The sequence below is a fragment of the Citrobacter sp. TBCS-15 genome (assembly GCF_005280815.1).
Taxonomy (GTDB): domain Bacteria; phylum Pseudomonadota; class Gammaproteobacteria; order Enterobacterales; family Enterobacteriaceae; genus Citrobacter; species Citrobacter werkmanii.
This window is the reverse complement of record NZ_SZWK01000101.1, coordinates 262,817-286,787: the sequence shown is the minus strand read 5'-3', so window position 1 is coordinate 286,787 and position 23,971 is coordinate 262,817. Positions and strand designations below refer to the sequence as shown.

Sequence of the window (23,971 nt, the reverse complement as noted above, 5' to 3'; positions counted from 1 at the left end):
ATCGCAACGCACGAATAAACAACGGTTTTACGGGAAATTTTAACGTTGGCTCTCCCTGAGCGAAAGCAGGGAGAGCCGGGCAGTCACGTTATTCTTCGCTGTCGCCCTGACTGGCGCGTCGAGGCGAGTCAATTTCAATGCGATCGATACGCTGTAGACCACGCATCAGCGTGCCGCGACGACCACGTTCGCCGGTCACTTTCTGCAACTCTTCAGGACGCAGTTTAATTTTGCGTTTACCGACGTGAATAGTCAGCGTGCTCTGTGGCGGCAGCACATAGAGCAGCGCCAGGCCATCTTCGCCTTTCGCCGCTTCTGCTGAAGGGATATTGATAATCTTGTTCCCTTTGCCTTTCGACAGTTGCGGCAAATCGCTCACCGGGAACATCAACATGCGACCTGCCTGGGTAATGGCCAGCAGCATATCGGTTTCATCTTCAATCACCACGGGAGGCATGACATGCGCATTTTCTGGCAGCGTAATCAATGCTTTACCCGCACGGTTACGCGCCACCAGGTCATTGAAGGTACAGACAAAACCGTAGCCCGCATCGGATGCCATCAGCAGTTTCTGATCGTCACCTTCCATCAGCATATGCTCAACCGTCGCGCCCGGCGGCAGCGTGAGCTTACCGGTTAATGGTTCGCCCTGGCCACGTGCCGACGGCAGCGTAATCGGGTCGATGGCGTAGCTGCGTCCGGTCGAGTCAACGAACACCACCGGCTGGTTGCTCTTACCCTTCACTGCAGATTTAAAGCTGTCGCCCGCTTTATAGCTTAATCCTGGCGCATCAATGTCGTGGCCTTTGGCGCTACGCACCCAACCACTCTGGGACAATACAATAGTCACCGGCTCAGACGGCAGCATGTCGTGCTCGCTCATCGCCTTCGCTTCTTCACGTTCCTGCAGCGGGGAGCGGCGATCGTCGCCATAAGCATCGGCATCGGCCTGCAGCTCTTTCTTCAGCAGGTTACTCATTTTACGCTCGGAAGCGAGAATGGCCTGCAGTTGATCGCGCTCTTTCGCCAGCTCATCCTGCTCACCGCGGATTTTCATCTCTTCGAGTTTGGCAAGGTGGCGCAATTTCAGCTCAAGGATAGCTTCAGCCTGCGTTTCAGAAATGCCAAACCGCGACATCAGCTCAGGCTTAGGTTCATCTTCATGACGAATAATCTCGATCACTTCGTCAATGTTGAGGAACGCCACCAGCAAACCTTCAAGGATATGCAGGCGCTTAAGCACTTTTTCCAGACGATAATTCAGGCGACGACGCACGGTATCACGGCGGAACGCCAGCCATTCGGTGAGGATCTCCAGCAGGTTTTTCACCGCCGGGCGACCGTCGAGGCCGATCATGTTCAGGTTGATACGGTAGCTTTTTTCCAGATCGGTGGTGGCAAACAGGTGGTTCATCACCTGTTCCATATCCACGCGATTGGAGCGCGGGACAATCACCAGACGGGTCGGATTTTCATGATCCGATTCGTCACGCAGGTCGTCAACCATCGGCAGCTTTTTATTGCGCATTTGAGCAGCGATCTGCTCCAGCACTTTTGCCCCGGAAACCTGATGCGGCAGCGCGGAAATCACTACCGCACCGTCTTCTTTCGTCCATACCGCGCGCATACGCACGGAGCCGCGTCCGTTTTCGTAAATCTTACGAATTTCCGCACGCGAAGTAATAATCTCGGCTTCGGTCGGGTAATCCGGCCCCTGCACGATATCCAGCAGTTGATCGAGCGTTGTTTTCGGCTGCTCAATCAGCGTAATCGCTGCTTTTGCCACTTCACGCAGGTTATGCGGCGGAATGTCCGTCGCCATACCCACGGCAATACCGGTCGTACCGTTCAGCAGAATATTTGGCAGACGCGCAGGCAGCATCTTTGGCTCCTGCATAGTGCCGTCGAAGTTTGGCACCCAGTCCGACGTTCCCTGACCGAGCTCACCCAGCAGGACTTCCGCATATTTAGACAGACGGGATTCGGTATAACGCATCGCCGCGAAGGATTTGGGATCGTCCGGCGCCCCCCAGTTCCCCTGGCCGTCAACCAGCGGATAACGGTAAGAGAACGGCTGCGCCATCAGTACCATCGCTTCATAGCAGGCGCTGTCGCCATGTGGGTGGTATTTACCCAGCACGTCACCGACGGTACGCGCGGATTTTTTAAATTTGGCGCTGGCATTCAGCCCCAGTTCGGACATTGCATACACAATGCGACGCTGAACGGGTTTCAAACCATCGCCAATAAATGGCAACGCCCTGTCCATGATGACGTACATGGAGTAGTTCAGATAGGCGTTTTCCGTGAATTCATGCAGCGCCAGGCGCTCTGCCATATCGCTCATTAATCGTGGTTCCTCAACTTTGTACCCCTCTATTGAAGGGCAATATTGCCGCAGATACTACCCTATCTGGCGTGTTGAGTCACAAAGAAAAGGGCCGCGAATGCGGCCCTGATGGGGATTATTTAGCAACTTTGCTAATCTGTTTCACGTCGATTTCAACGGAGTTCCAGTCTTTATCCACTTCGCCCTGGATCTCAACCACATCCTGCGGCGTTACGGTTACGCCGTTCCAGCGCTTATGGTCAATATCCACATTCACCGTGCCGGTCGCATCTTTAAACACATACAGATCGTCGGAAATACGCTCAACGATGTTCCCACGCAGGGTAACCCACGCGTCATCACGCAGCGATTTAGCACTTGCTACCGTCGTGATGCTGCCGTTCGGGCCGACAAACCCACCGCTTTGGCTTTGTGTGGTCGTCGTTGGCCCAGAGAATCCGCCCTGCTGCGCTGCCAGAACAGGTGCGGAACACAGTGCCATTACGGCAACCATTGCAGCTAATTTTTTCATCGTCATGTCTCCCTTTCATGTTGGTTTACGACTATTAAATAAGGTAATCCTTAACAACTTCTTAAGGAAAAAAAAGATTCTTTTTTGCTGTACAGATGCGGCGGCGACAAGGTTTACTGACGGTAAAGAGAGTTTTCGCAGGGAAGAATATATGCGCATTTTACTGGTTGAAGATGATACGTTGATTGGCGATGGCCTTAAAACCGGTCTGAGTAAAATGGGTTTTAGCATCGACTGGTTTACCGAAGGACGTCAGGGGAAAGAAGCACTCTACAGTGCCCCGTATGATGCGGTAATCCTCGACCTGACGCTGCCAGGCATAGACGGACGAGACATCCTGCGCGAGTGGCGAGCCAACGGGAAGCAGGAACCGGTGCTGATTCTGACCGCCCGCGACGCACTGGCGGAACGCGTTGAAGGCTTACGTCTGGGCGCGGATGACTATCTGTGTAAGCCCTTCGCGTTGATCGAAGTTGCCGCCAGGCTGGAGGCGCTGGTGCGTCGTGCCAGCGGCCAGGCCAGCAACACATTGCGCCATGGCGAGGTGACGCTCGATCCCGGCGCGCTGGTCGCCACGGCGGCGGGCGAACCTTTGTCTCTTAAGCCCAAAGAGTTCGCGCTGTTGGAGCTGCTTATGCGCAACAAGGGCCGCGTCCTGCCCCGTAAACTGATTGAGGAAAAACTATATACCTGGGACGAAAACGTCTCCAGCAATGCGGTTGAAGTACACGTCCATCACTTACGCCGTAAGCTCGGCAGCGACTTTATCCGTACCGTGCATGGCATTGGCTACACCCTGGGTGACGCATGAAATTCGCACAACGCCTCAGCCTGCGCGTCAGGCTAACGCTTATCTTCATGATTTTGGTTTTAGTGACCTGGCTGATTTCCAGCTTTGTCGCGTGGAAGCAAACCACCGATAACGTGAATGAGATGTTCGACACGCAGCAAATGCTGTTCGCCAAGCGTCTTGTCACGCTGGATCTTGATGAACTCAAAGCCTCTGAACGTATCGCGCATACCCCGAAAAAATTCAAACATGGTCATATTGACGACGATGTACTGACCTTTGCGGCCTACACGCCAGAAGGGAAAATGGTTCTTCACGATGGCGACAATGGCCAGTACATTCCCTATAGCTATCGCCGGGAAGGTTTTGACGATGGCTATCTGAATGGCGACAACGATAAATGGCGTTTTGTCTGGCTGACTTCCGCAGATAAAAAGTATCGAATCGTTGTCGGCCAGGAATGGGAATATCGTGAAGATATGGCTTTAGCGATTGTGACAGCACAATTGGTGCCGTGGTTGGTCGCTCTGCCGCTGATGCTGTTAATCCTGATTGTGTTGTTAAGTCTTGAACTTAAGCCACTGAAAAAACTGGCGCAGGCGCTACGTTTACGCGACCCGGAATCAGAAGAACCGCTCAGTTTGAAAGGCATTCCTGGCGAGGTTCGCCCGCTGGTTGAATCACTCAACCAACTTTTCACTCGTATTCATACCACCATGGTACGTGAACGGCGCTTTACTTCAGATGCCGCTCACGAGCTGCGTAGTCCGTTGACGGCGCTGAAAGTGCAAACCGAAGTGGCGCAACTGTCTGACGATGACCCGCAGGCAAGGCAAAAAGCCTTAATGCAGATGCAGGCCGGGATCGATCGCGCCACGCGTCTGGTTGATCAGTTACTGACGCTTTCGCGCCTTGACTCCCTCGACAATCTTCAGGATGTGGCGGAAATCTCGCTGGAGGAGTTGCTGCAATCTTCGGTGATGGATATCTACCATTCGGCCCAGCAGGCGCATATTGACGTACGTTTGCAGATTAACGCGCATGGCATCACATGTACCGGGCAACCGCTGTTACTCAGCCTGATGGTGCGAAATCTGCTGGATAATGCGATTCGCTATAGTCCCCAGGGAAGCATTGTGGAAGTGACGCTCAACGCCCGCAATTTTAGCGTCAAAGATAATGGTCCAGGTATTGCGCCGGAAGTTCTGATGCACATTGGAGAACGCTTTTATCGCCCACCAGGGCAAAGCGTGACCGGCAGCGGTCTGGGGTTGTCAATTGTCCGTCGCATCGCGTCCTTACACAGAATGTCGGCCTCGTTTGGAAATGCTCCGGAAGGAGGGTTTGAAGCTAAGATCAGTTGGTAGGCCTAAATCACTGGCAATATAAATAACGCCCCCAAAAAAGCCACCAGCCAACGAAAAGGCAGGTGGCTACCGCGAGACAATATAACCAGAACTCAAACATTCTTCGGTCATAGAGTTTTCTGACTAGGATAATAATAAGCGGCGTGAGCAGAAAAAATGCTGCAACGGCAGCCTGCAAACCGCGATTATCGTTTGAGACGACAGGTATACTACAAATTGAGTCATTCGGCTCAAGCATCCAACTATATTTATTGAAGGCAAAAAATGTATCGGTTAACCAATACGCAAGGACTATATATAGAGACACTTCAAGTATAGATACTACTTTTCCTTTTAACATATACAATTACTCTCTAAGTAATGCTCTGATATGTTCTCTTATTTCCAGCAATCTCATACCATAGGATATATAGTTATAGTCTTCCGTACCTCGTTTGGGTACATTACTTATTAATTGGGTGAAATCTTCTAAACATCTTTGAACTCCCCGATTATACCTCACACCCGCCATTATGTATTGCTCATCGGTCATATAAAGTGTTGCTACATCAGGATAATCATAGAGAATGAGATCTCTCAAATAATTTGCTGTTACGCGCAAGTTAAAGTCATCCTCCATGAGACAGGTTGCTAACTCCAACTGATCCCTGGTAGTAAGCTCCGAAGGATCCAGGCCAAGTGTAACAGCCGCAACGCGTATTTGTGCAGCTACAGAACCAAATAATGTTTTATCTGCAGGTTTGCTCCCCCACCCAATCATCCTTTTAACCTCAAACACCTGAAATTTAAAATTTTCAGGCATTCCTCCTGATTCAATCCATGCTACTGCGCCAAGCAGGTCGGAGCGTATCCCCGCAGCGTTAGCATGTTTAATGATTTTATCTCTGTTGTATTGCACATATGCATCTTTATAGGCATTCAAATAAAATGCTCCTGAAAATCCACGGGCATCATTTTTGCCTAACTTCCAAAACAAAACATCAATTTCATCCCATTTCCGGAATTTTGTCTGTGGGATGGTACAGAAACGGTTCCTCAGCATAAAATCGCTTTTCATCGTTAGAAAATCCTTTCTTCCCAGAAGCTATATGACTCAGTGCCGGCTATAAGATGTTTCCACGTTATATTTTTATAGCTCAGCATAATGACTTCCTCTGGCTGATTACCTGCATGTGTTAACACATGAGGATAGCAGGATGAAATGTTAGACAAATAAGCATCCTGTAACTCAATAGAGTAAAACCGTTCAATACCACCACCAGAAATTGTTCTATAAAAGTCAAATAAAACCGATAATTTTTCATTTTCAGAAATCGCGGCATTTAACAAAGGTGATGACTTATCTATTGGCTTATAAAATTTCACAGGATGATGTAAAACATTATGCTCTCGACTCATGGAATGGTCGAATTGCAGGACAAAAATTTCATCAACGTGGTTTAGTTGATATTTATTACCAATAGAAGCAGATGTTCCACAATCAGCAGAAATCATGCCCTGTTTTTCACCGATAACTGTCGCATATATAATATTGGCCATTATAAAACCCTTTATATTGGTGTTTTGAATAACTCAGCTACAGACAGTTTATTCCTTCACTGTGATAAAAAATCACTCCATTTATCTGTTACAGAAAATTCAGAATTCATTTACACACTTTACGTAATTTCTCCACGACACCCAACTATTGCTATAAATGCAAAAGACTTTGCACATTTTGCTAATTTCACCGTACCGCTCATCAGCGTAGAATCGGCCTCAAACGTTATTCTTTGAGGACACAAAATGAGCAACATCCTGATTATCAACGGTGCGAAAAAATTCGGCCATTCTAATGGGCAATTGAATGACACCCTGACCGAGGTCGCGGACGGTATCCTGCGCGACCTCGGGCATGATGTTAGAGTCGTACGCGCTGACAGCGATTATGACGTGCAGGCAGAAGTGCAGAACTTCGTCTGGGCAGACGCCGTTATCTGGCAGATGCCGGGTTGGTGGATGGGCGCGCCGTGGACGGTGAAGAAATACATTGATGACGTGTTCACTGCCGGGCACGGTACGCTGTACGCCAGCGATGGTCGCACACGTTCAGATGCGTCAAAAAAATACGGTTCCGGCGGACTGATTCAGGGCAAAAAATACATGCTGTCTCTGACCTGGAACGCACCGATGGAAGCCTTCACGGAAAAAGATCAGTTCTTCCATGGCGTGGGGGTTGATGGCGTTTATCTCCCGTTCCATAAAGCAAACCAGTTCCTGGGAATGGAAGCGCTGCCGACCTTTATCACCAATGATGTGATTAAAATGCCGGATGTCCCGCGTTATATCGCAGAATATCGCAAGCATCTGAACGAAATTTTTGGTTAACTGGTAACCTGGAATTAGAAGGAGTTAACCATGCTTACCGTTATTGCAGAAATCCGTACACGTCCAGGTCAACATCACCGCCAGGCGGTACTGGATCAGTTCGCTAAAATCGTTCCGACCGTACTGAAAGAAGAAGGCTGCCACGGCTACGCGCCGATGGTCGATCATGCTGCTGGCGTCAGTTTTCAGACTACAGCCCCGGATTCTATCGTCATGATTGAACAGTGGGAAAGTATTGCCCACCTTGAAGCGCATTTGCAGACACCGCACATGAAAGCCTATAGCGAAGCCGTGAAAGGTGATGTGCTGGAGATGAATATTCGTATTCTGGAATCTGGCATTTAAGATTGTCGATTTGCCGGATAAGGCGTTTTACGCCGCCATCCGGCATTTAAGGATCGATTACCCTTCGAGATCCGCCAGGTCGCCTTTCTCCTGCAACCAGTTACGACGATCTTCAGAACGCTTCTTGGCCAGCAGCATATCCATTACCGCGTTGGTGCGCTGATCGTCTTCATCATCAATGATGAGCTGCACCAGGCGGCGCGTGTTCGGATCCAGCGTGGTTTCGCGCAGCTGCATCGGGTTCATTTCGCCCAGACCTTTAAAGCGCTGCACGTTCGGCTTGCCTTTCTTGCGTTTTAGCTGCTCCAGTACGCCCGCTTTTTCTTCTTCCGTCAGTGCGTAATAGACCTCTTTACCGAGGTCGATACGGTATAACGGCGGCAGCGCCACATAGACGTGACCGTGTTTCACCAGCGTGCGGAAGTGTTTTACAAACAATGCGCACAGCAGCGTGGCAATGTGCAAACCATCGGAGTCCGCATCCGCCAGAATACAGATCTTGCCGTATCGCAGCTGGCTCAGATCGTCGCTGTCCGGATCGATACCGATCGCCACCGAAATATCGTGAACTTCCTGCGAGGCCAGCACTTCATCGGAAGAGACTTCCCAGGTATTGAGGATCTTACCTTTGAGCGGCATGATCGCCTGGTACTCACGATCGCGCGCCTGTTTGGCCGATCCGCCCGCAGAGTCACCTTCGACAAGGAACAGTTCGGTGCGATTGAGATCCTGTGCGGTACAGTCCGCCAGTTTCCCTGGCAGCGCCGGACCGCTGGTCAGCTTTTTACGCACCACTTTTTTCGCCGCGCGCAGGCGACGCTGGGCGCTGGAAATCGCCATCTCAGCCAGCAGTTCGGCTGACTGCACGTTTTGGTTCAGCCACAGGCTGAAAGCATCTTTCACCACGCCAGAGACAAAAGCCGCGCACTGACGCGAGGAGAGACGCTCTTTGGTTTGCCCGGCAAACTGCGGATCCTGCATTTTTACCGACAGCACGTAAGCGCAGCGATCCCAGATATCTTCCGCCGACAGCTTCACGCCGCGCGGCAGGATATTGCGGTATTCGCAGAACTCGCGCATCGCATCCAGCAGGCCCTGACGCAGACCGTTAACATGCGTACCGCCTTGCATGGTTGGGATCAGGTTTACATAGCTTTCGGTCAACAGCTCGCCGCCTTCCGGCAGCCAGAGCAACGCCCAGTCAACGGTCTCTGTCTCACCGCTAAAATTACCGATAAACGGTTTTTCTGGCAGCGTCGGCAGGCCATTCACCGCTTCGCTCAGATAATCATTCAGACCATCCTGGTAGCACCAGCGCTGTTCGCTATTGTTGACCTCATCTTTAAAAGTGATCTCAACACCCGGACACAATACCGCTTTAGCTTTCAGTACGTGCGTTAAGCGCGAAACGGAAAAACGCGGGCTGTCGAAGAAGGTTTCATCCGGCCAGAAGTGCACGCTGGTTCCGGTATTGCGTTTACCGCAGGTCCCGACAACCTGTAAATCCTGCACCTTATCGCCGTTCTCAAACGCGATGTTGTACACCTGTCCGTCGCGACGTACGTTCACTTCCACACGCTTAGACAGAGCATTGACCACGGAGATACCCACCCCATGCAGACCACCAGAGAACTGATAGTTCTTATTGGAGAACTTACCACCCGCATGTAAACGGCAGAGGATCAACTCAACCGCCGGAACACCTTCTTCAGGGTGAATGTCTACTGGCATGCCGCGGCCATCATCAATGACTTCCAGAGATTGGTCAGCATGTAAGATCACATCCACACGTTTTGCGTGGCCCGCCAGTGCTTCATCCACACTGTTATCAATCACTTCCTGCCCAAGGTGGTTCGGACGGGTTGTATCGGTGTACATCCCCGGGCGACGGCGTACCGGCTCAAGCCCAGTGAGTACCTCAATGGCATCAGCGTTATAAGTTTGCGTCATGGTTTAAATAAGCAATTCGAATTGATCGTCAGAAACTGTGCAGTCCAAGAAAATCGACAATCTGGTTGAAATAATCTTCGAAGCCCGTGAATGCGTGGTTTCCGCCCTCAGTAACTGTCTGGCGGCAGGAGGCGTAATACGCCACCGCCTGGCGGTAGTCCAACACTTCATCGCCCGTTTGTTGGAGCAGCCAGATTAAATCCGGCGCTTCCAGCGGGTCAATCTGCATGACTTTAAGATCGTAAATATGGCGTGACTCTAGCACATATTGCTGCCCCGTGTAGGGGTTCTCGTTTTGACCGAGATAGTCGACCAGCAGTTCATAAGGCCGGACCGCCGGATTCACCACCACCGCTGGCAGCATAAAACATTGTGACAGCCAGGTGGCGTAATAGCCGCCCAACGAGGAACCGACAATCCCCAGCGACTCGCCGCCATGCTCTAGAACGATCGATTCCAGCATCTCTGCGGCCTGAGCAGGATACGGCGGCAACTGCGGTACGATCATCTCAACGTGCGGATGGTGCTCCGCCAGCCAGCTTTTCAGCAAACATGCCTTCGCTGAACGAGGAGAACTGTTAAATCCGTGGAGATAGAGAAGTGTAGACATCAGTAGCCTTCTGAAGCGGTATCAGGGTGGAACCGATTACCCTGCAGACGACACACCTGAGTCTGCAACGTACCGTCAGCAAATAGCTCCAGCGTACGCCAGCCGGGGCTGATGGTATCTAACGTGAAATTAGAACAATGCGGCTTAAACTGCACGCAGGTCGACGGCGTCGCCAACAGGCGGCGACCGTTCCAGTCCAGATCCAGTTCCTGATGAATATGCCCGCAGAGCAGATACTTCGCGCGCGGGTAGTTCACCAGCACGTTGTCCAGCTCGGCGGCATTGCGCAGACTGTGCTGATCGAGCCAGCTGCAGCCCGCAGGCATAGGATGATGATGCAGAAGCAGCAAGGTATTGCGTTCAGGCGCATCGGCAAGTTTACGCTCCAGCCATTCGAGCTGAAATTCGCTTAACTCGCCGTGGGGAACGCCAAATACCTGACTGTCCAGCAACAAGATTTGCCACTGTTCGCCAATGAAGACGCGCTTAGCCGGGGAAATGCCAGCTTCCTGCAGCGAGCTGTACATTGCAGGCTGAAAATCATGATTACCCGGGAGCCAAACGCAGGGCGCACGAAAACTTGCGATGCCCTCAGCAAAATGCTGATAAGCCGCAGCGGATTGATCCTGCGCCAAATCGCCAGTCGCGACGATCAGATCGTACTCTGGCGACTCAGCATGTATTGCATCCAGTACGGATTGATAGCTGTCCCAGGTGTTCACACCCAGCAGCGTTTCATGCTTTTCGGCAAACAGGTGAGTGTCTGTAATTTGTAAGATCCTGACTCTGGCCTCACCAGCCAAAGGAAGGGTTAACAGGCTTTCCAAATGGTGTCCTTAGGTTTCACGACGCTAATAAACCGGAATCGCCATCGCTCCATGTGCTAAACAGTACCGTAACCAGTCGGCCAGAAACTGGTTAATTTGATGCTTTTCGTCGCGTTGATGCAACTTTTTATTTGGATAATCATACCGCGCTTTGAAGCGAAAGATCTGCTGACTTGAACACACTTCAGCGACCCTCGCATCATGATACAGACGCACGGTTAACGACGGCAGACTCCAGTAAGTCACAGCCGGTGCCGTTTGTTCGATCGCGACAAGCGTAGTGTATCGGGTCGATTCAACGATCGTTAACCGATATTGTGCGTTTGCCACCTGATAGCTCACTGTTTCGCCGGCTGCGTCATTACGCGGCAACAGGCGGCGCAATTGCGAATAATTGGTTTCGCACAGGCGCATCATTTCAGGGAAGTCAGGTGTGTAACGCTTCATTTTTTCCACTCAGTTTTTAACTCTTGATAGTGCAGCTGTAACCATTGCAAGGCGATGACAGAAGCCGCGTTGTCGATTATCCCCTCTTCTACCCATTGGTAAGCCTGTTCCCGGCTCACCACATGAACACGAATATCTTCGTTTTCATCAGCCAGACCATGAATTCCGCTCGCGGTCGTGGCGTCCACTTCACCCACCATAATCGATGAGCGTTCGCTGGTGCCTCCCGGGCTTGCCAGATAACTTAGCACCGGTTTTACGCGTTTAACGTTAAGCCCAGCTTCTTCCATGGCTTCACGGCGCGCGACATCTTCCACACTCTCGCCTTCTTCGATCATCCCGGCCACCATTTCCAGTAGCCATGGGCTGGCGCTGGTATCAAACGCCGCGATGCGGATCTGCTCGACCAGCACAACTTCGTCCCGCTCAGGGTCAAAGGGTAGCAAGACTGCCGCGTGTCCGCGCTCAAAAATTTCGCGCTTTACCTCACCGCTCATCCCGCCGTTAAACAGGCGATGGCGGAATCGATAAAGATCCAGTGAAAAAAATCCGCGGTATAGCGTTTCTCGTGCAATAATTTCTACATCATTTTTAGTGAAAGTCATTGGCAAGTTGTCTGGTTTACGCATTGTGCTGTCCTGAAACCAATAGTGTTTAAAATGTGAATTTCAAGGTCGTTTGACTGATGTTTCAACGCCCTTGTGTTAAATTGATGCAAATTAACGCCGTATGGCACGTAACGCCAACTTTTTGCAGTGGCGGATTCTGCTAGAATCAGCAAATATTTTTACAATTTGATCAGCGCTAAATACTGCTTCACAACAAGGAATGCAAATGAAGAAATTGCTCCCCATCCTTATCGGCCTGAGCCTGTCGGGGTTCAGTACTCTGAGCCAGGCAGAAAACCTGATGCAGGTTTATCAGCAAGCACGCCTGAGCAACCCGGAATTGCGTAAATCCGCCGCCGATCGCGATGCTGCATTCGAAAAAATTAACGAAGCGCGTAGCCCATTACTGCCGCAACTGGGATTAGGTGCCGATTACACCTACAGCAATGGCTACCGTGATGCAAATGGCGTCAACTCCAACGCCACCAGCGCATCTCTGCAGTTAACTCAGTCCATTTTTGATATGTCAAAATGGCGTGCCCTGACGCTGCAAGAAAAATCAGCGGGCATCCAGGACGTGACCTATCAGACCGATCAGCAAACGCTGATCCTGAATACCGCCACCGCCTATTTTAACGTACTGAACGCGATTGACGTGCTGTCTTACACCCAGGCACAGAAAGATGCGGTTTACCGTCAGTTAGATCAGACCACTCAGCGTTTTAACGTTGGCCTGGTTGCCATCACTGACGTACAGAACGCCCGTTCACAATACGATACCGTGCTGGCGAACGAAGTTACCGCGCGCAACAATCTGGATAACGCGGTGGAACAGCTGCGCCAGGTGACCGGTAACTACTACCCGGAACTGGCTTCGCTGAACGTTGACGGCTTCAAAACCAACAAACCGCAGGCGGTGAACGCACTGCTGAAAGAAGCAGAAAACCGCAACCTGACCTTATTGCAGGCACGTTTAAGCCAGGATCTGGCGCGTGAACAGATCCGCCTGGCACAGGACGGTCATTTACCAACTCTGGACCTGACCGCATCTACTGGCGTATCTGACACCTCTTACAACGGTTCCAAAACTAACAATAACGCCCAGTATGACGACAGCAACATGGGCCAGAACAAAATCGGTCTGACCTTCTCGCTGCCTATCTACCAGGGTGGAATGGTTAACTCGCAGGTGAAACAAGCGCAGTACAACTTTGTTGGCGCGAGTGAACAACTGGAAAGCGCACACCGCAGCGTGGTGCAGACCGTTCGTTCTTCGTTTAACAACATTAATGCGTCCATCAGTAGCATCAACGCGTACAAACAAGCGGTTGTTTCTGCGCAAAGTTCTTTGGATGCGATGGAAGCCGGTTATTCCGTTGGTACACGTACCATCGTGGATGTATTGGATGCCACTACCACGCTGTATAATGCCAAGCAACAGCTGGCTAATGCGCGTTATACCTATCTTATCAATCAGTTAAACGTCAAATCCGCGCTCGGTACGCTGAACGAGCAGGATCTGGTGGCCCTGAACAATACGCTGGGTAAACCGGTATCCACTACCCCGGATACGATCGCCCCGCAAAACGCGCAGCAAGACGCCGCAGCGGATGGTTATACGTCCAACAGCACGACGCCGGCGGCGCAGCCGACAGCAGCACGTACAACCAGCAGCAACGGCACCAACCCGTTCCGTAATTGATGCTGATGACGGGGCTTCGGCCCCGTCTGAACGTAAGACAACGTAAAGATCCGCCCCTTCCTACGCATTCTCGCCTCTTCCCGCTTCAATTTCGACCAGTCATCCTCTATTCTGAGCAGTATTTACCACTGGGTCCTGGAAGACATAAATGAAACGGACAAAATCGATACATCACGCCTCGTTCCGCAAAAGCTGGAGCGCACGCCACCTGACTCCTGTCGCCCTGGCAGTTACCGCTGTGTTTATGCTCGCGGGCTGTGAAAAGAGCGACGAAACGGTTTCGCTTTATCAAAACGCGGACGACTGCTCGGCAGCGAATCCGGGTAAAAGCGCCGAATGTACTACCGCGTTCAACAATGCGCTGAAAGAAGCGGAACGCACCGCGCCAAAATATGCCACTCGCGAAGACTGTATCGCCGAATTCGGCGAAGGCCAGTGCCAACAGGCACCTGCGCAAGCGGGTATGGCGCCGACCGGCGAAGGCCAGGCTCAGGCGCAGAACCAAAGCAGCGGCAGCTTCTGGATGCCGCTGATGGCAGGCTACATGATGGGCCGACTGATGGGCGGCGGTATGGGCGCGCAGCAGCCGCTGTTCAGCTCGAAAAATCCGGCCAGCCCAGCATACGGCAAATACACTGATGCCAGCGGTAAAAACTACGGTGCAGCGACGCCGGGTCGTACCATGACCGTGCCGAAAACCGCCATGGCGCCGAAACCAGCCACCACCACTACCGTCACCCGCGGCGGATTTGGCGAATCTGTGGCTAAACAGAGCACTATGCAGCGTAGCGCCAGCGGCACCACCACACGTTCAATGGGCGGCTGATGGTCATGGAAAGAGTCAGTATTGTTGAGCGCCCGGACTGGCGCGATAAGGCCACCGAATACGGTTTCAACTTTCACACTATGTACGGCGAGCCGTACTGGTGTGAAGACGCGTACTATAAGCTCACGCTTGCCCAGGTTGAAAAGCTGGAAGAGGTCACCGCAGAGCTGCATCAAATGTGCCTCAAAGTGGTGGAAAAGGTCATCGCCAGCGATGAGCTAATGACCAAGTTTCGCATTCCAAAGCATACCTGGGGCTTTGTTCGTCAGTCCTGGCAGACACAGCAGCCGTCACTTTATTCGCGTCTGGATCTGGCGTGGGACGGCACGGGTGAACCCAAACTGCTGGAAAACAACGCCGATACGCCAACGTCACTGTACGAAGCCGCGTTTTTCCAGTGGATCTGGCTGGAAGATCAGCTCAATGCCGGCAACCTGCCGGAAGGCAGCGATCAGTTCAACAGTCTGCAGGAAAAGCTGATCGAGCGCTTCACCGAGCTGCGTGAACAGTATGGTTTTCAGTTGCTGCATCTGACCTGCTGTCGTGATACGGTCGAAGATCGCGGAACGATCCAGTACCTGCAGGATTGCGCTGCCGAGGCTGAGATCGCCACTGAATTCCTTTATATCGAAGATATTGGCCTTGGTGAAAAAGGTCAGTTCACGGATATGCAGGATCAGGTTATTGCCAACCTGTTCAAACTTTATCCGTGGGAATTCATGCTGCGTGAAATGTTCTCCACCAAGCTTGAAGACGCGGGCGTTCGCTGGCTGGAACCGGCCTGGAAGAGCATCATCTCCAACAAAGCGCTATTACCGCTGTTGTGGGAAATGTTCCCGAACCATCCGAACCTGCTGCCAGCGTACTTCGCCGAAGACGACCATCCGCAGATGGATAAATTCGTCGTTAAACCGATCTTCTCGCGCGAGGGGGCTAATGTCTCCATCATTGAGAACGGGAAAACGATCGAAGCCGTTGAAGGGCCGTATGGCGAAGAAGGTATGATCGTACAGCAGTTCCATCAGCTCCCGAAATTTGGCGACAGCTATATGCTGATCGGCAGCTGGCTGATTAACGATCAACCTGCTGGCATCGGCATTCGTGAAGACAGAGCATTGATCACGCAGGATCTCTCGCGCTTCTATCCGCATATTTTTGTCGAATAATCGTTGTGCCGGGTGAGGCGAAGCTGCCACCCGGCATTTCTCATCCAACCTGTACAGACAACATACTTAAACTTCCCATCTCAATCCCGTCGACAGGAATAGTCACCGGCTCTTTGCCATCCCACGCGCCCAATACATACAGCAGCGGCAGATAGTGATCCGGCGTCGGGTTCGACAACGATCCACCTTCATGATCGAGGTAGTTGACCAGAGGGTGCTGTTCAACCGGTCCCTGCCATGTCAGGTTGGCCTTCACATAATCGTTGAATGAGATCGCCCACGGGTATGGCGTGTTCTCACCGTGCCAACGCGCAGTACGCAGGTTATGCACCACGTTACCGCTGGCTACCAGCATAATGCCCTCATCACGCAGCGCCGCCAGCTTGCGACCCATCTCAAAATGCCAGGCCGCGGGTTTAGTGCTGTCGACGCTTAACTGCACCATAGGAATGTCCGCATTCGGATACATCTTGATCAGCACACCCCATGAACCGTGGTCAAAGCCCCACGCTTCTCTATCTAACGTGACGGGCACAGGGGAAAGCAAATCCACCAGATGCTGCGCCAGCTCAGGTGAACCGGGGGCCGGGTAATGGGTGTCATATAATGCTTGCGGAAAACCGCCAAAATCATGGATTGTTTTTGGCGCTTCCATCGCCGTCACGCCTGTTCCACGGGTAAACCAATGCGCCGACACCACCACAATGGCTTTCGGACGCGGCAACGTTTCCCCCAGTTGCTGCCAGGCACGGGTATAAACGTTATCTTCCAGAACATTCATCGGGCTACCGTGGCCCAAAAACAATGCTGGCATACGAGCTGAAGACATGATGATATCCTTACTGAGGGAGTCATTTTGATACCATCACAATACGCTTTTTCGGTTAATGAAGAACTCAGATAACCATGATGAAGATCATCAGTTATTTTGACGATCTGGCCCGGACAGCAGATTGATAAGGAGTTAGATTTGTCGATGTCAGTACCTTTACTTCTGACTTTACTGGCAGGCGCCGCCACGTTTATCGGCGCATTTCTCGGCGTGCTGGGGCAAAAACCCTCTAATCGCGTTCTTGCCTTTTCTTTAGGTTTCGCCGCCGGGATCATGTTACTGATTTCTCTAATGGAGATGCTACCTGCTGCGCTGGCCGCTGACGGCATGTCGCCGGTGTTGGGTTACGGGATGTTTATTGTGGGCCTGCTGGGCTACTTTGGCCTCGACCGTATACTGCCGCATGCTCACCCTCAGGATCTGGTGCAAAAAACCACGCAGCCTTTACCCGGTTCCATCCGGCGTACCGCGATTTTATTAACGCTCGGCATCAGCCTGCACAACTTCCCGGAAGGAATTGCGACATTTGTTACTGCCAGCAGCAACCTCGAACTGGGCTTTGGTATTGCCCTTGCCGTCGCATTACACAATATTCCTGAAGGATTAGCCGTGGCGGGTCCGGTCTATGCGGCTACGGGATCTAAACGCACCGCGATATTCTGGGCCGGGATTTCGGGCATGGCGGAAATATTGGGTGGCGTACTGGCGTGGTTAATTCTCGGTAGTCTGATTTCGCCGGTAGTAATGGCGGCGATAATGGCGGCCGTTGCAGGTATTATGGTCGCGCTGTCCGTCGATGAATTGATGCCATTGGCAAAAGAGATCGACCCCAATAATAATCCCAGCTATGGGGTATTGTGCGGAATGTCGGTGATGGGGTTAAGTCTCGTCATTCTCCAGTCTATGGGAATCGGCTAATCCAGAGGGCGGATGCCACCCTACAAGTTTAACAGCATCCGCTCATCCATAGCAGAACGCGAAGGACTATTCCTGTCCCTTAACCGCGCCGTTATCTTCGCCAGGTCGACGAAAGAGTTTGTTACGCGCCTCAAGCAGCGCATCTCTGTCCTGGCGGAACGCACGACAATAACGCTTCATATGACAATAATAACCCACCGCAACGAGTGCAATTAATACAATCCAATACCAGGCAATAAACATTCTTTTACCCTTAATATTTAACATCATTAAACATTTAACGTTAAAAATTTACACTAACTTATTCTGACCTACCCCTATAGTGGCATAACACAGAAACAAATATATGATTTCGATCATATAACCCAACTGTGCAGGGAATGACAAACGTGTATTAAAAATAAAACAATGTAGAAACAAGCCTGTTTCTAAATAATATTTATTATTCTGTAAATATCCTCAGCTCACTTAAGACAAAGTGATAAAATCGCTAATCCCTGATAATTCATCTCTTTCCCGGCCAATAAACAGAATTATTTAAACTCTACTTTCGGCAATGCCATTTAATTGCGGAACATTTTAAATATAAGCAGGCCTCGATAACAAAAAACCGAAGCCAGAAAACTGACTTCGGTTTTTTTATCCCTACCACAACAAGCGTGGTTATGAGCAATTAGCTGGCTTTACGCTCATGCGCCTGACGGTAAGCCACCAGGTCTTCGATAGTGACCACAGCCATATTATGCTTGCCGGCAAATTCGATGCACTCCGGCGCGCGCGCCATGGTGCCATCGTCATTGGTCAGTTCGCACAGCACACCGGCTGGTTTAAAGCCTGCCAGCGTCATCAGATCGATGGTGGCTTCAGTATGACCGCCGCGAGTCAACACACCGCCTGCCTGAGCTCGCAGCGGGAAAACGTGTCCCGGGCGGTTCAGATCGGAAGGTTTTGCGCCATCCTTAATTGCCGCACGTACCGTAGTAACACGGTCTGCAGCGGAAACGCCGGTAGTCACGCCTTCTGCGGCCTCAATGGTCACGGTAAAACCGGTACCGTAAGCACTGGTGTTATTTTCCACCATCATTGGCAGATCGAGCTGTTTGCGTCGGTCTTCAGTGATGCACAGGCAAACAATACCGCTGCCGTGACGGATGGTCAGCGCCATCTGTTCAACGGTCATGGTCTCTGCCGGGAAAACCATATCGCCTTCGTTTTCACGATCTTCGTCGTCAAGCACCATCACACCGCGTCCTTCACGCAGCGCAGAAAGCGCATGTTCAACACGTTCGAAAGGCGTACCAAAAGAGGAAAGTAGCGTCTGATTCATGGTAAAAAAACCTCACTAAAATTATGGTTACCAGAATCAGGGCAGTCTTAGGAGTACCGTCTAAGCGGCAAAAAAATAACGTGAGCGGGTCCATGCCCGACTGGATCGTTACTCTCTCCCATCCGGACTCTAACCGTCGGCCCCGGAATTACACCGGATCTGCTGACCTTTGAGTTTGCACCCAAAGCGCTCGCGGGCTTTCAGCATTAAGCTGATTTACCGCCGGTGGGGAATTTCGCCCCGCCCTGAGAATAAGCGGGTTAACTATAACGCTATTGATTACCTTCATCAACGCCTTTACTCGACTTAGCTTCACACAATTCTGGTTTATGCCTGCGCCCATTCGCACTACAATAAGCAGCAACACGTACCAGTTCAGGGAAACCACAATGATTGACCCGAAAAAAATTGAGCAAATTGCTCGTCAGGTTCACGAGTCGATGCCGAAAGGGATCCGGGAGTTTGGGGAAGACGTCGAGAAGAAAATTCGTCAAACGCTGCAGTCACAACTGACCCGTCTGGACCTGGTAAGCCGTGAAGAGTTTGATGTGCAGACTCAGGTTTTGCTGCGTACCCGTGAAAAGTTGGCGCTGCTTGAACAACGCCTGACTGAGCTGGAAGCGCGTGAAAAAACGGCAGAAGTTAAGCCTGCCCCTGCAATCCCCTCAGTCGATCCGCAAGAGTAAAAACGACAACGGGCCGCAAGGCCCGTTTTTTGTTAGTGTTCCAGTTCGAGTTTCTTCGCCTCTGTCGCCTGCTGGCAGTACAGCGCATAACGTTTACAAAACCAGCTACGATGTTCCTCATCCATATTGCCAGTGACGGCCTGGATATCAACAGGGTGTCCCTCAGCCTGCATCCTGGCAAAACTGCGGGCCAGGAAATCGAAATTGTTCATTGAATACATGTTGCTGTGCATGAGCATACCCTCCAGTTATTGAATATCTGCTAAGGCCATATGCTTTTTCTGATTTCAGTATTTCCCTATACGCGAAATGGTTTTGTACATAATGTGCGCAAATTTATAGCCCAGGCTCACACTTTCCTACGAAATATAAGGGGGCAATAAGTCCCCTTTCGGATTTAAGGATAATGGCTCGGCATGCTATTGTAACGTTATGTAAAAGTAACAGGTAAAACCGTTACTTTTGACACTATCAGGGAACGTAGTCGCAGGAGGAAAAAGTTGGTTTTATTTACGGAATATAACGGCCCCTACCTGTTTGCTATTTCATTTGTACTACTGATTGGCCTATTGGAAATCATCTCTCTTATTTTCGGTCATTACCTTTCTGGCACGCTTGATGCACATCTCGAACATTACGATGCCCTGACCTCCGGCAATATAGGACAGGCATTGCACTATCTCAATATCGGACGGATTCCAGCGCTGATCGTGCTGTGCTTACTCGCTGGCTTCTTTGGACTTTTCGGTATCCTCATCCAGCATGGCTGGGTCACGTTGTGGCAAGCACCGCTGAGTAATCTACTACTTGTCCCGGTAAGTTTTATTCTCGCCGTCTTCGCTGTGCATTACAGCGGGAAAATTATTGCTCCCTGGCTGCCACGGGATGAAACCACCGCCCTCGCCGAGGATGAGTTTATCGGCAGCATGGCAATTATTACCGGCCATTCTGCGAGTGCCGGAACCCCATGCGAAGGCAAATTTACCGACAAGTTTGGGCAGACCCACTATGTGCTGCTGGAGCCTGAAGCGGGCAAAGAATTCAAAAAAGGAGACAAGGTGCTGATTATTTGCCGACTCTCTGCAACGCGTTACCTGGCCGAGCTCAACCCCTGGCCGACTATTTTATAATTTTATACAGAGGGATCTCATAGATGGATGATGTTTTTGGCATGTTACCTTCATGGATGTTTACCGCCATTGTTGCGGTGGTCGTCTTAGTAATTATCGGGATTATTTTTGCCCGCCTGTATCGCCGCGCGTCTGCCGAACAGGCGTTTGTGCGTACCGGCCTTGGCGGGCAAAAAGTGGTGATGAGCGGCGGCGCAATTGTCATGCCGATTTTCCACGAAATTATTCCAATCAATATGAACACCCTCAAACTTGAGGTGAGCCGTTCAACTGTCGACAGTCTCATCACCAAAGACCGTATGCGCGTGGATGTGGTAGTCGCCTTTTTCGTGCGTGTAAAACCATCTGTAGAAGGTATTGCGACCGCCGCACAGACGTTGGGTCAGCGTACATTGTCGCCAGAAGATTTACGTGTGTTAATCGAAGATAAGTTTGTCGATGCGCTACGTGCCACAGCATCGCAAATGACCATGCATGAACTTCAGGATACGCGAGAGAACTTCGTTCAGGGTGTACAAAACACCGTGGCGGAAGACCTGTCCAAGAACGGGCTGGAACTGGAAAGCGTTTCGTTAACCAACTTTAACCAGACCGAAAAAATCCATTTCAACCCCAACAACGCCTTTGATGCCGAGGGTCTGACCAAGCTGACCCAGGAAACGGAACGTCGTCGTCGCGAACGTAACGAAGTCGAGCAGGACGTAGAAGTTGCCGTCCGTGAGAAAAACCGCGATGCGCTGTCACGCAAGCTGGAAATCGAGCAGCAGGAAGCGTTCATGACGCTCGAGCAGGAACAGCAGGTGAAAACCCGCACGGCTGAGCAAAATGCAAAAATTGCCGCCTTCGAAGCCGAACGTCATCGTGAAGCTGAACAGACGCGTATTCTTGCCGAACGTCAGATTCAGGAAACGGAAATCGAACGCGAGCAAGCCGTTCGTTCAAGAAAAGTGGAAGCGGAGCGCGAAGTTCGCATTAAAGAGATCGAACAGCAGCAGGCAACAGAGATTGCTAACCAGACCAAGTCCATCGCCATCGCCGCCAAGTCCGAACAGCAGTCCCAGGCAGAAGCGCGTGCTAACGATGCGCTGGCCGAGGCGGTTCGCGCTCAACAGAACGTAGAAACCACTCGCCAGACCGCAGAAGCCGATCGTGCCAAACAGGTGGCGCTGATTGCCGCCGCGCAGGATGCTGAAACACAGGCCGTTGAACTGACCGTACGCGCGAAAGCAGAGAAAGAAGCGGCAGAATTGCAGGCAGCCGCAATTGTTGAACTGGCCGAAGCCACGCGGAAAAAAGGTCTCGCGGAAGCCGAAGCACAACGCGCACTGAACGATGCGATTAACGTGCTTTCTGACGAACAGACCAGCCTGAAATTTAAGCTGGCTCTGCTGCAGTCCCTGCCAGCAGTGATTGAGAAATCCGTTGAGCCAATGAAGTCTATCGATGGAATCAAGATCATTCAGGTTGATGGTCTGAACCGCGGCGGTGCGGGCGGTGAAGTGACCGCAGGTAACGTAAACGGTGGCAATCTGGCGGAGCAGGCATTATCAGCCGCCCTTTCTTATCGCACACAAGCGCCGCTGATTGATTCGCTATTAAATGAGATAGGTTTGTCCGGCGGCTCGCTGTCGGCACTGGCCGATCCGCTTAAAAACAGCCCACAGCCTGTTGAGAAAACGACTGAAGAATAAGAAACAGAAATACCGGATGGCAGCGCTTACGCGTTTTATCCGCCATCCGGCAAACTTTCCAGGTGTTACTTATCGCTGTCTTTCTGGATCTTCTTAATGATATTGGTCGTTGAGCAGCCGTCTTCGAAGTTCAGCACCAGTACTTCACCGCCGTTCGCCCACACCTCTTTGCTGCCCGCAATATCTTCTGGCTTATAATCGCCGCCTTTTACCAGCAGATCCGGCAGGATGCCCGCAATCAGACGTTGCGGTGTATCTTCTTCAAAAGAGACCACCCAGTCGACGGCCTCCAGCGCACCCAGTACGATCATCCGCTGTTCCAGCGGGTTGACCGGACGCGTTTCGCCTTTCAAACGTTTGGTCGAAGCATCGCTGTTTACCGCTACGATCAGGCGATCGCCCAGCTTGCGCGCGTTTGCCAGATAGGAGACGTGACCCGCATGCAGGATGTCGAACACCCCGTTGGTCATCACGACTTTCTCACCGCGTTTGCGGGCGCTGGCTACGGCCTGTTTCAGCTCAGCTTCGCTCATCACACCAAAGCCAGTATCTGCCCGACCGCGCACGGCGTTTTCCAGTTCAATGGGAGAAACGGTGGAAGTCCCCAGTTTACCTACGACAACACCGGCTGCGGCGTTAGCAAAGTAGCACGCTTCTTCCAGAGAGTTACCCGCCGCAAGCGTCGCCGCAAGCACGCCAATAACCGTATCGCCCGCGCCGGTCACGTCATACACTTCCTGCGCCTGGGTCGGCATATGCAGCGGTGCTTTACCCGGTTGCAGCAGCGTCATCCCCTGCTCGGAACGCGTGATCAGCAAAGAGGAAAGGTCAAAATCAGCAATCAATTTCATGCCGCGTTCCACCAGCTCATCTTCGCTTTTGCACTTACCAACAACCGCTTCAAACTCAGACAGATTCGGCGTCAGCAGCGTGGCGCCACGGTAGCGTTCAAAATCGGTTCCTTTCGGATCGATAAGCACCGGAACTCCGGCCTTACGCGCCAGCGCAATCATCTGCTGGACGCTTGCCAGCGCGCCTTTGGCGTAATCAGAGAGCACCAGCGCGCCGATAGAACCCAGCGCCTGATTAATACGCTCGTGCAACGGCTGCGGATCCACACCTTCAAAACCTTCTTCGAAATCCAGGCGAATCAGCTGCTGGTTACGGGAAAGCACGCGCAGTTTGGTAATCGTCGGATGGGTCGGTACGGAGACGAAATCACATTTTACGTTCACATCCGCCAGCGTTTTGCTCAGCGCACGCGCCGCGTCATCAATACCAGTCAGGCCCACCAGACGCGAATTCGCTCCCAGGGAGGCAATGTTCATCGCCACGTTTGCTGCGCCACCGGGACGTTCTTCGATGGTATCCACTTTCACCACCGGAACCGGCGCTTCAGGCGAAATACGGCTGGTAGGACCGTACCAGTAGCGATCCAGCATCACATCACCGACAACCATTACTCCTGCACGTTCAAACTCTGGCAGCGTTACTTTCATTCCTGTCTCCTGAGAGATTCTC

Annotated in this window: 26 protein-coding genes and 1 riboswitch; of the genes, 11 read left to right on the top strand and 15 right to left on the bottom strand. The window is 51.6% G+C overall.

What is annotated here, in order from left to right:
- Positions 1-88: 88 nt before the first annotated feature.
- Both parC and FDW96_RS04470 read right to left on the bottom strand, forming a co-directional pair.
- Positions 89-2,347 carry a DNA topoisomerase IV subunit A gene (gene parC / locus FDW96_RS04475; RefSeq protein ID WP_061382452.1) on the bottom strand — a complete coding sequence of 753 codons (2,259 nt, stop codon included), beginning with the start codon at positions 2,345-2,347 and terminating at the stop codon, positions 89-91.
- A gap of 118 nt (positions 2,348-2,465) precedes the next feature.
- Positions 2,466-2,861 (bottom strand): YgiW/YdeI family stress tolerance OB fold protein, encoded by a 396-nt coding sequence (locus FDW96_RS04470; RefSeq protein WP_038633899.1) that lies wholly within the window; start codon positions 2,859-2,861, stop codon positions 2,466-2,468.
- 151 nt (positions 2,862-3,012) lie between these two features.
- Between FDW96_RS04470 and qseB the strand changes: the two genes are divergently transcribed.
- Together qseB and qseC are read left to right on the top strand one after the other, a co-directional pair.
- Positions 3,013-3,672 (top strand): quorum sensing response regulator transcription factor QseB, encoded by a 660-nt coding sequence (qseB, locus tag FDW96_RS04465; protein WP_032940770.1) that lies wholly within the window; start codon positions 3,013-3,015, stop codon positions 3,670-3,672.
- Complete coding sequence (qseC, locus tag FDW96_RS04460; RefSeq protein WP_137365265.1) at positions 3,669-5,018, top strand: quorum sensing histidine kinase QseC; 1,350 nt, start codon at positions 3,669-3,671, stop codon at positions 5,016-5,018. Before qseB ends, qseC begins: the two co-directional genes overlap by 4 nt.
- A 7-nt stretch (positions 5,019-5,025) precedes the next feature.
- Here the strand turns inward: qseC and FDW96_RS04455 are convergent, their stop codons facing one another.
- From FDW96_RS04455 to FDW96_RS25375, 3 genes are read right to left on the bottom strand one after another with little or no spacing between them, the layout of a single operon-like run.
- Complete coding sequence (locus tag FDW96_RS04455; protein WP_137349761.1) at positions 5,026-5,358, bottom strand: DUF2645 family protein; 333 nt, start codon at positions 5,356-5,358, stop codon at positions 5,026-5,028.
- Between the two features lie 6 nt (positions 5,359-5,364).
- On the bottom strand, positions 5,365-6,075 hold the full coding sequence (locus FDW96_RS25380; protein ID WP_137349760.1) for a hypothetical protein: 711 nt from the start codon (positions 6,073-6,075) through the stop codon (positions 5,365-5,367).
- Positions 6,076-6,077: 2 nt separating this feature from the next.
- Positions 6,078-6,557 carry an Hcp family type VI secretion system effector gene (locus FDW96_RS25375; RefSeq protein ID WP_042311010.1) on the bottom strand — a complete coding sequence of 160 codons (480 nt, stop codon included), beginning with the start codon at positions 6,555-6,557 and terminating at the stop codon, positions 6,078-6,080.
- Positions 6,558-6,803: 246 nt separating this feature from the next.
- Between FDW96_RS25375 and FDW96_RS04440 the strand changes: the two genes are divergently transcribed.
- On the top strand, positions 6,804-7,385 hold the full coding sequence (locus FDW96_RS04440) for an NAD(P)H-dependent oxidoreductase (RefSeq protein WP_006688047.1): 582 nt from the start codon (positions 6,804-6,806) through the stop codon (positions 7,383-7,385).
- A gap of 30 nt (positions 7,386-7,415) precedes the next feature.
- Positions 7,416-7,730 carry a putative quinol monooxygenase gene (locus FDW96_RS04435; RefSeq protein ID WP_042289259.1) on the top strand — a complete coding sequence of 105 codons (315 nt, stop codon included), beginning with the start codon at positions 7,416-7,418 and terminating at the stop codon, positions 7,728-7,730.
- A 57-nt stretch (positions 7,731-7,787) separates the two neighbouring features.
- On the opposite strand, the gene parE is transcribed toward FDW96_RS04435, so the two are convergent.
- The 5 genes from parE to nudF are packed head-to-tail and all read right to left on the bottom strand — an operon-like array spanning position 7,788 to position 12,193.
- Positions 7,788-9,680 (bottom strand): DNA topoisomerase IV subunit B, encoded by a 1,893-nt coding sequence (gene parE / locus FDW96_RS04430; protein WP_005123094.1) that lies wholly within the window; start codon positions 9,678-9,680, stop codon positions 7,788-7,790.
- A gap of 28 nt (positions 9,681-9,708) precedes the next feature.
- Positions 9,709-10,290, bottom strand: coding sequence for an esterase YqiA (gene yqiA, locus FDW96_RS04425; RefSeq protein ID WP_038633915.1), 582 nt, complete (start codon positions 10,288-10,290; stop codon positions 9,709-9,711).
- Positions 10,290-11,117: a 3',5'-cyclic-AMP phosphodiesterase gene (cpdA, locus tag FDW96_RS04420; protein ID WP_042311024.1), complete on the bottom strand. Its 828-nt coding sequence runs from the start codon at positions 11,115-11,117 to the stop codon at positions 10,290-10,292. The genes yqiA and cpdA overlap by 1 nt, the downstream gene beginning before the upstream one ends.
- Before the next feature lie 24 nt (positions 11,118-11,141).
- A complete protein-coding gene (locus tag FDW96_RS04415; protein WP_003024582.1) occupies positions 11,142-11,564 on the bottom strand; it encodes a DUF1249 family protein in 423 nt (140 codons plus the stop codon).
- Entirely contained in the window at positions 11,561-12,193 is a 633-nt protein-coding gene (gene nudF / locus FDW96_RS04410) for an ADP-ribose diphosphatase (protein WP_038633920.1), read from the bottom strand. The genes FDW96_RS04415 and nudF overlap by 4 nt, the downstream gene beginning before the upstream one ends.
- A gap of 205 nt (positions 12,194-12,398) precedes the next feature.
- Here nudF and tolC point away from each other — a divergent pair, with 205 nt between their 5' ends.
- From tolC to FDW96_RS04395, 3 genes are all read left to right on the top strand, one after another.
- Positions 12,399-13,874 carry an outer membrane channel protein TolC gene (gene tolC / locus FDW96_RS04405; protein WP_042311027.1) on the top strand — a complete coding sequence of 492 codons (1,476 nt, stop codon included), beginning with the start codon at positions 12,399-12,401 and terminating at the stop codon, positions 13,872-13,874.
- Positions 13,875-14,022: 148 nt separating this feature from the next.
- A complete protein-coding gene (locus FDW96_RS04400; RefSeq protein ID WP_006688037.1) occupies positions 14,023-14,700 on the top strand; it encodes a DUF1190 family protein in 678 nt (225 codons plus the stop codon).
- Between the two features lie 5 nt (positions 14,701-14,705).
- Positions 14,706-15,866, top strand: coding sequence for a glutathionylspermidine synthase family protein (locus FDW96_RS04395; protein ID WP_137365396.1), 1,161 nt, complete (start codon positions 14,706-14,708; stop codon positions 15,864-15,866).
- Positions 15,867-15,906: 40 nt separating this feature from the next.
- On the opposite strand, the gene ygiD is transcribed toward FDW96_RS04395, so the two are convergent.
- Complete coding sequence (ygiD, locus tag FDW96_RS04390) at positions 15,907-16,695, bottom strand: 4,5-DOPA dioxygenase extradiol (protein WP_079225986.1); 789 nt, start codon at positions 16,693-16,695, stop codon at positions 15,907-15,909.
- Positions 16,696-16,842: 147 nt separating this feature from the next.
- On the opposite strand from ygiD, the gene zupT reads away from it, so the two are divergent.
- The gene (zupT, locus tag FDW96_RS04385; protein WP_038633928.1) at positions 16,843-17,616 is read left to right on the top strand and encodes a zinc transporter ZupT; all 774 of its coding nucleotides are present in this window, start codon (positions 16,843-16,845) and stop codon (positions 17,614-17,616) included.
- Positions 17,617-17,682: 66 nt separating this feature from the next.
- Here zupT and FDW96_RS25005 read toward each other — a convergent pair whose 3' ends face one another.
- The gene (locus tag FDW96_RS25005; RefSeq protein ID WP_064507033.1) at positions 17,683-17,859 is read right to left on the bottom strand and encodes a hypothetical protein; all 177 of its coding nucleotides are present in this window, start codon (positions 17,857-17,859) and stop codon (positions 17,683-17,685) included.
- Positions 17,860-18,289: 430 nt separating this feature from the next.
- The gene (gene ribB, locus FDW96_RS04380; protein WP_038633931.1) at positions 18,290-18,943 is read right to left on the bottom strand and encodes a 3,4-dihydroxy-2-butanone-4-phosphate synthase; all 654 of its coding nucleotides are present in this window, start codon (positions 18,941-18,943) and stop codon (positions 18,290-18,292) included.
- Between the two features lie 106 nt (positions 18,944-19,049).
- Positions 19,050-19,200, bottom strand: a riboswitch (FMN riboswitch).
- A 132-nt stretch (positions 19,201-19,332) separates the two neighbouring features.
- Here ribB and ubiK point away from each other — a divergent pair.
- Positions 19,333-19,629: a ubiquinone biosynthesis accessory factor UbiK gene (gene ubiK, locus FDW96_RS04375; RefSeq protein WP_038633935.1), complete on the top strand. Its 297-nt coding sequence runs from the start codon at positions 19,333-19,335 to the stop codon at positions 19,627-19,629.
- Between the two features lie 32 nt (positions 19,630-19,661).
- On the opposite strand, the gene glgS is transcribed toward ubiK, so the two are convergent.
- Positions 19,662-19,868 carry a cell surface composition regulator GlgS gene (gene glgS, locus FDW96_RS04370; RefSeq protein WP_087856824.1) on the bottom strand — a complete coding sequence of 69 codons (207 nt, stop codon included), beginning with the start codon at positions 19,866-19,868 and terminating at the stop codon, positions 19,662-19,664.
- A 261-nt stretch (positions 19,869-20,129) separates the two neighbouring features.
- Between glgS and FDW96_RS04365 the strand changes: the two genes are divergently transcribed.
- A complete protein-coding gene (locus FDW96_RS04365; protein WP_137349756.1) occupies positions 20,130-20,759 on the top strand; it encodes an OB-fold-containig protein in 630 nt (209 codons plus the stop codon).
- A 23-nt stretch (positions 20,760-20,782) separates the two neighbouring features.
- Positions 20,783-22,450, top strand: a complete 1,668-nt coding sequence (locus FDW96_RS04360) for a flotillin family protein (protein ID WP_042311035.1) — start codon at positions 20,783-20,785, stop codon at positions 22,448-22,450.
- A gap of 65 nt (positions 22,451-22,515) precedes the next feature.
- On the opposite strand, the gene hldE is transcribed toward FDW96_RS04360, so the two are convergent.
- Complete coding sequence (gene hldE / locus FDW96_RS04355) at positions 22,516-23,949, bottom strand: bifunctional D-glycero-beta-D-manno-heptose-7-phosphate kinase/D-glycero-beta-D-manno-heptose 1-phosphate adenylyltransferase HldE (protein WP_042311038.1); 1,434 nt, start codon at positions 23,947-23,949, stop codon at positions 22,516-22,518.
- Positions 23,950-23,971: the final 22 nt, after the last annotated feature.

Excerpts from the sequence above, each read along its gene's own strand:
- parC (WP_061382452.1), bottom strand. The coding sequence starts at position 2,347 with ATGAGCGATATGGCAGAGCGCCTGGCGCTGCATGAATTCACGGAAAAC.
- FDW96_RS04470 (WP_038633899.1), bottom strand. The coding sequence starts at position 2,861 with ATGAAAAAATTAGCTGCAATGGTTGCCGTAATGGCACTGTGTTCCGCA.
- qseB (WP_032940770.1), top strand. The coding sequence starts at position 3,013 with ATGCGCATTTTACTGGTTGAAGATGATACGTTGATTGGCGATGGCCTT.
- qseC (WP_137365265.1), top strand. The coding sequence starts at position 3,669 with ATGAAATTCGCACAACGCCTCAGCCTGCGCGTCAGGCTAACGCTTATC.
- FDW96_RS04455 (WP_137349761.1), bottom strand. The coding sequence starts at position 5,358 with ATGTTAAAAGGAAAAGTAGTATCTATACTTGAAGTGTCTCTATATATA.
- FDW96_RS25380 (WP_137349760.1), bottom strand. The coding sequence starts at position 6,075 with ATGAAAAGCGATTTTATGCTGAGGAACCGTTTCTGTACCATCCCACAG.
- FDW96_RS25375 (WP_042311010.1), bottom strand. The coding sequence starts at position 6,557 with ATGGCCAATATTATATATGCGACAGTTATCGGTGAAAAACAGGGCATG.
- FDW96_RS04440 (WP_006688047.1), top strand. The coding sequence starts at position 6,804 with ATGAGCAACATCCTGATTATCAACGGTGCGAAAAAATTCGGCCATTCT.
- FDW96_RS04435 (WP_042289259.1), top strand. The coding sequence starts at position 7,416 with ATGCTTACCGTTATTGCAGAAATCCGTACACGTCCAGGTCAACATCAC.
- parE (WP_005123094.1), bottom strand. The coding sequence starts at position 9,680 with ATGACGCAAACTTATAACGCTGATGCCATTGAGGTACTCACTGGGCTT.
- yqiA (WP_038633915.1), bottom strand. The coding sequence starts at position 10,290 with ATGTCTACACTTCTCTATCTCCACGGATTTAACAGTTCTCCTCGTTCA.
- FDW96_RS04415 (WP_003024582.1), bottom strand. The coding sequence starts at position 11,564 with ATGAAGCGTTACACACCTGACTTCCCTGAAATGATGCGCCTGTGCGAA.
- nudF (WP_038633920.1), bottom strand. The coding sequence starts at position 12,193 with ATGCGTAAACCAGACAACTTGCCAATGACTTTCACTAAAAATGATGTA.
- tolC (WP_042311027.1), top strand. The coding sequence starts at position 12,399 with ATGAAGAAATTGCTCCCCATCCTTATCGGCCTGAGCCTGTCGGGGTTC.
- FDW96_RS04400 (WP_006688037.1), top strand. The coding sequence starts at position 14,023 with ATGAAACGGACAAAATCGATACATCACGCCTCGTTCCGCAAAAGCTGG.
- FDW96_RS04395 (WP_137365396.1), top strand. The coding sequence starts at position 14,706 with ATGGAAAGAGTCAGTATTGTTGAGCGCCCGGACTGGCGCGATAAGGCC.
- ygiD (WP_079225986.1), bottom strand. The coding sequence starts at position 16,695 with ATGTCTTCAGCTCGTATGCCAGCATTGTTTTTGGGCCACGGTAGCCCG.
- zupT (WP_038633928.1), top strand. The coding sequence starts at position 16,843 with ATGTCAGTACCTTTACTTCTGACTTTACTGGCAGGCGCCGCCACGTTT.
- FDW96_RS25005 (WP_064507033.1), bottom strand. The coding sequence starts at position 17,859 with ATGTTTATTGCCTGGTATTGGATTGTATTAATTGCACTCGTTGCGGTG.
- ribB (WP_038633931.1), bottom strand. The coding sequence starts at position 18,943 with ATGAATCAGACGCTACTTTCCTCTTTTGGTACGCCTTTCGAACGTGTT.
- ubiK (WP_038633935.1), top strand. The coding sequence starts at position 19,333 with ATGATTGACCCGAAAAAAATTGAGCAAATTGCTCGTCAGGTTCACGAG.
- glgS (WP_087856824.1), bottom strand. The coding sequence starts at position 19,868 with ATGCTCATGCACAGCAACATGTATTCAATGAACAATTTCGATTTCCTG.
- FDW96_RS04360 (WP_042311035.1), top strand. The coding sequence starts at position 20,783 with ATGGATGATGTTTTTGGCATGTTACCTTCATGGATGTTTACCGCCATT.
- hldE (WP_042311038.1), bottom strand. The coding sequence starts at position 23,949 with ATGAAAGTAACGCTGCCAGAGTTTGAACGTGCAGGAGTAATGGTTGTC.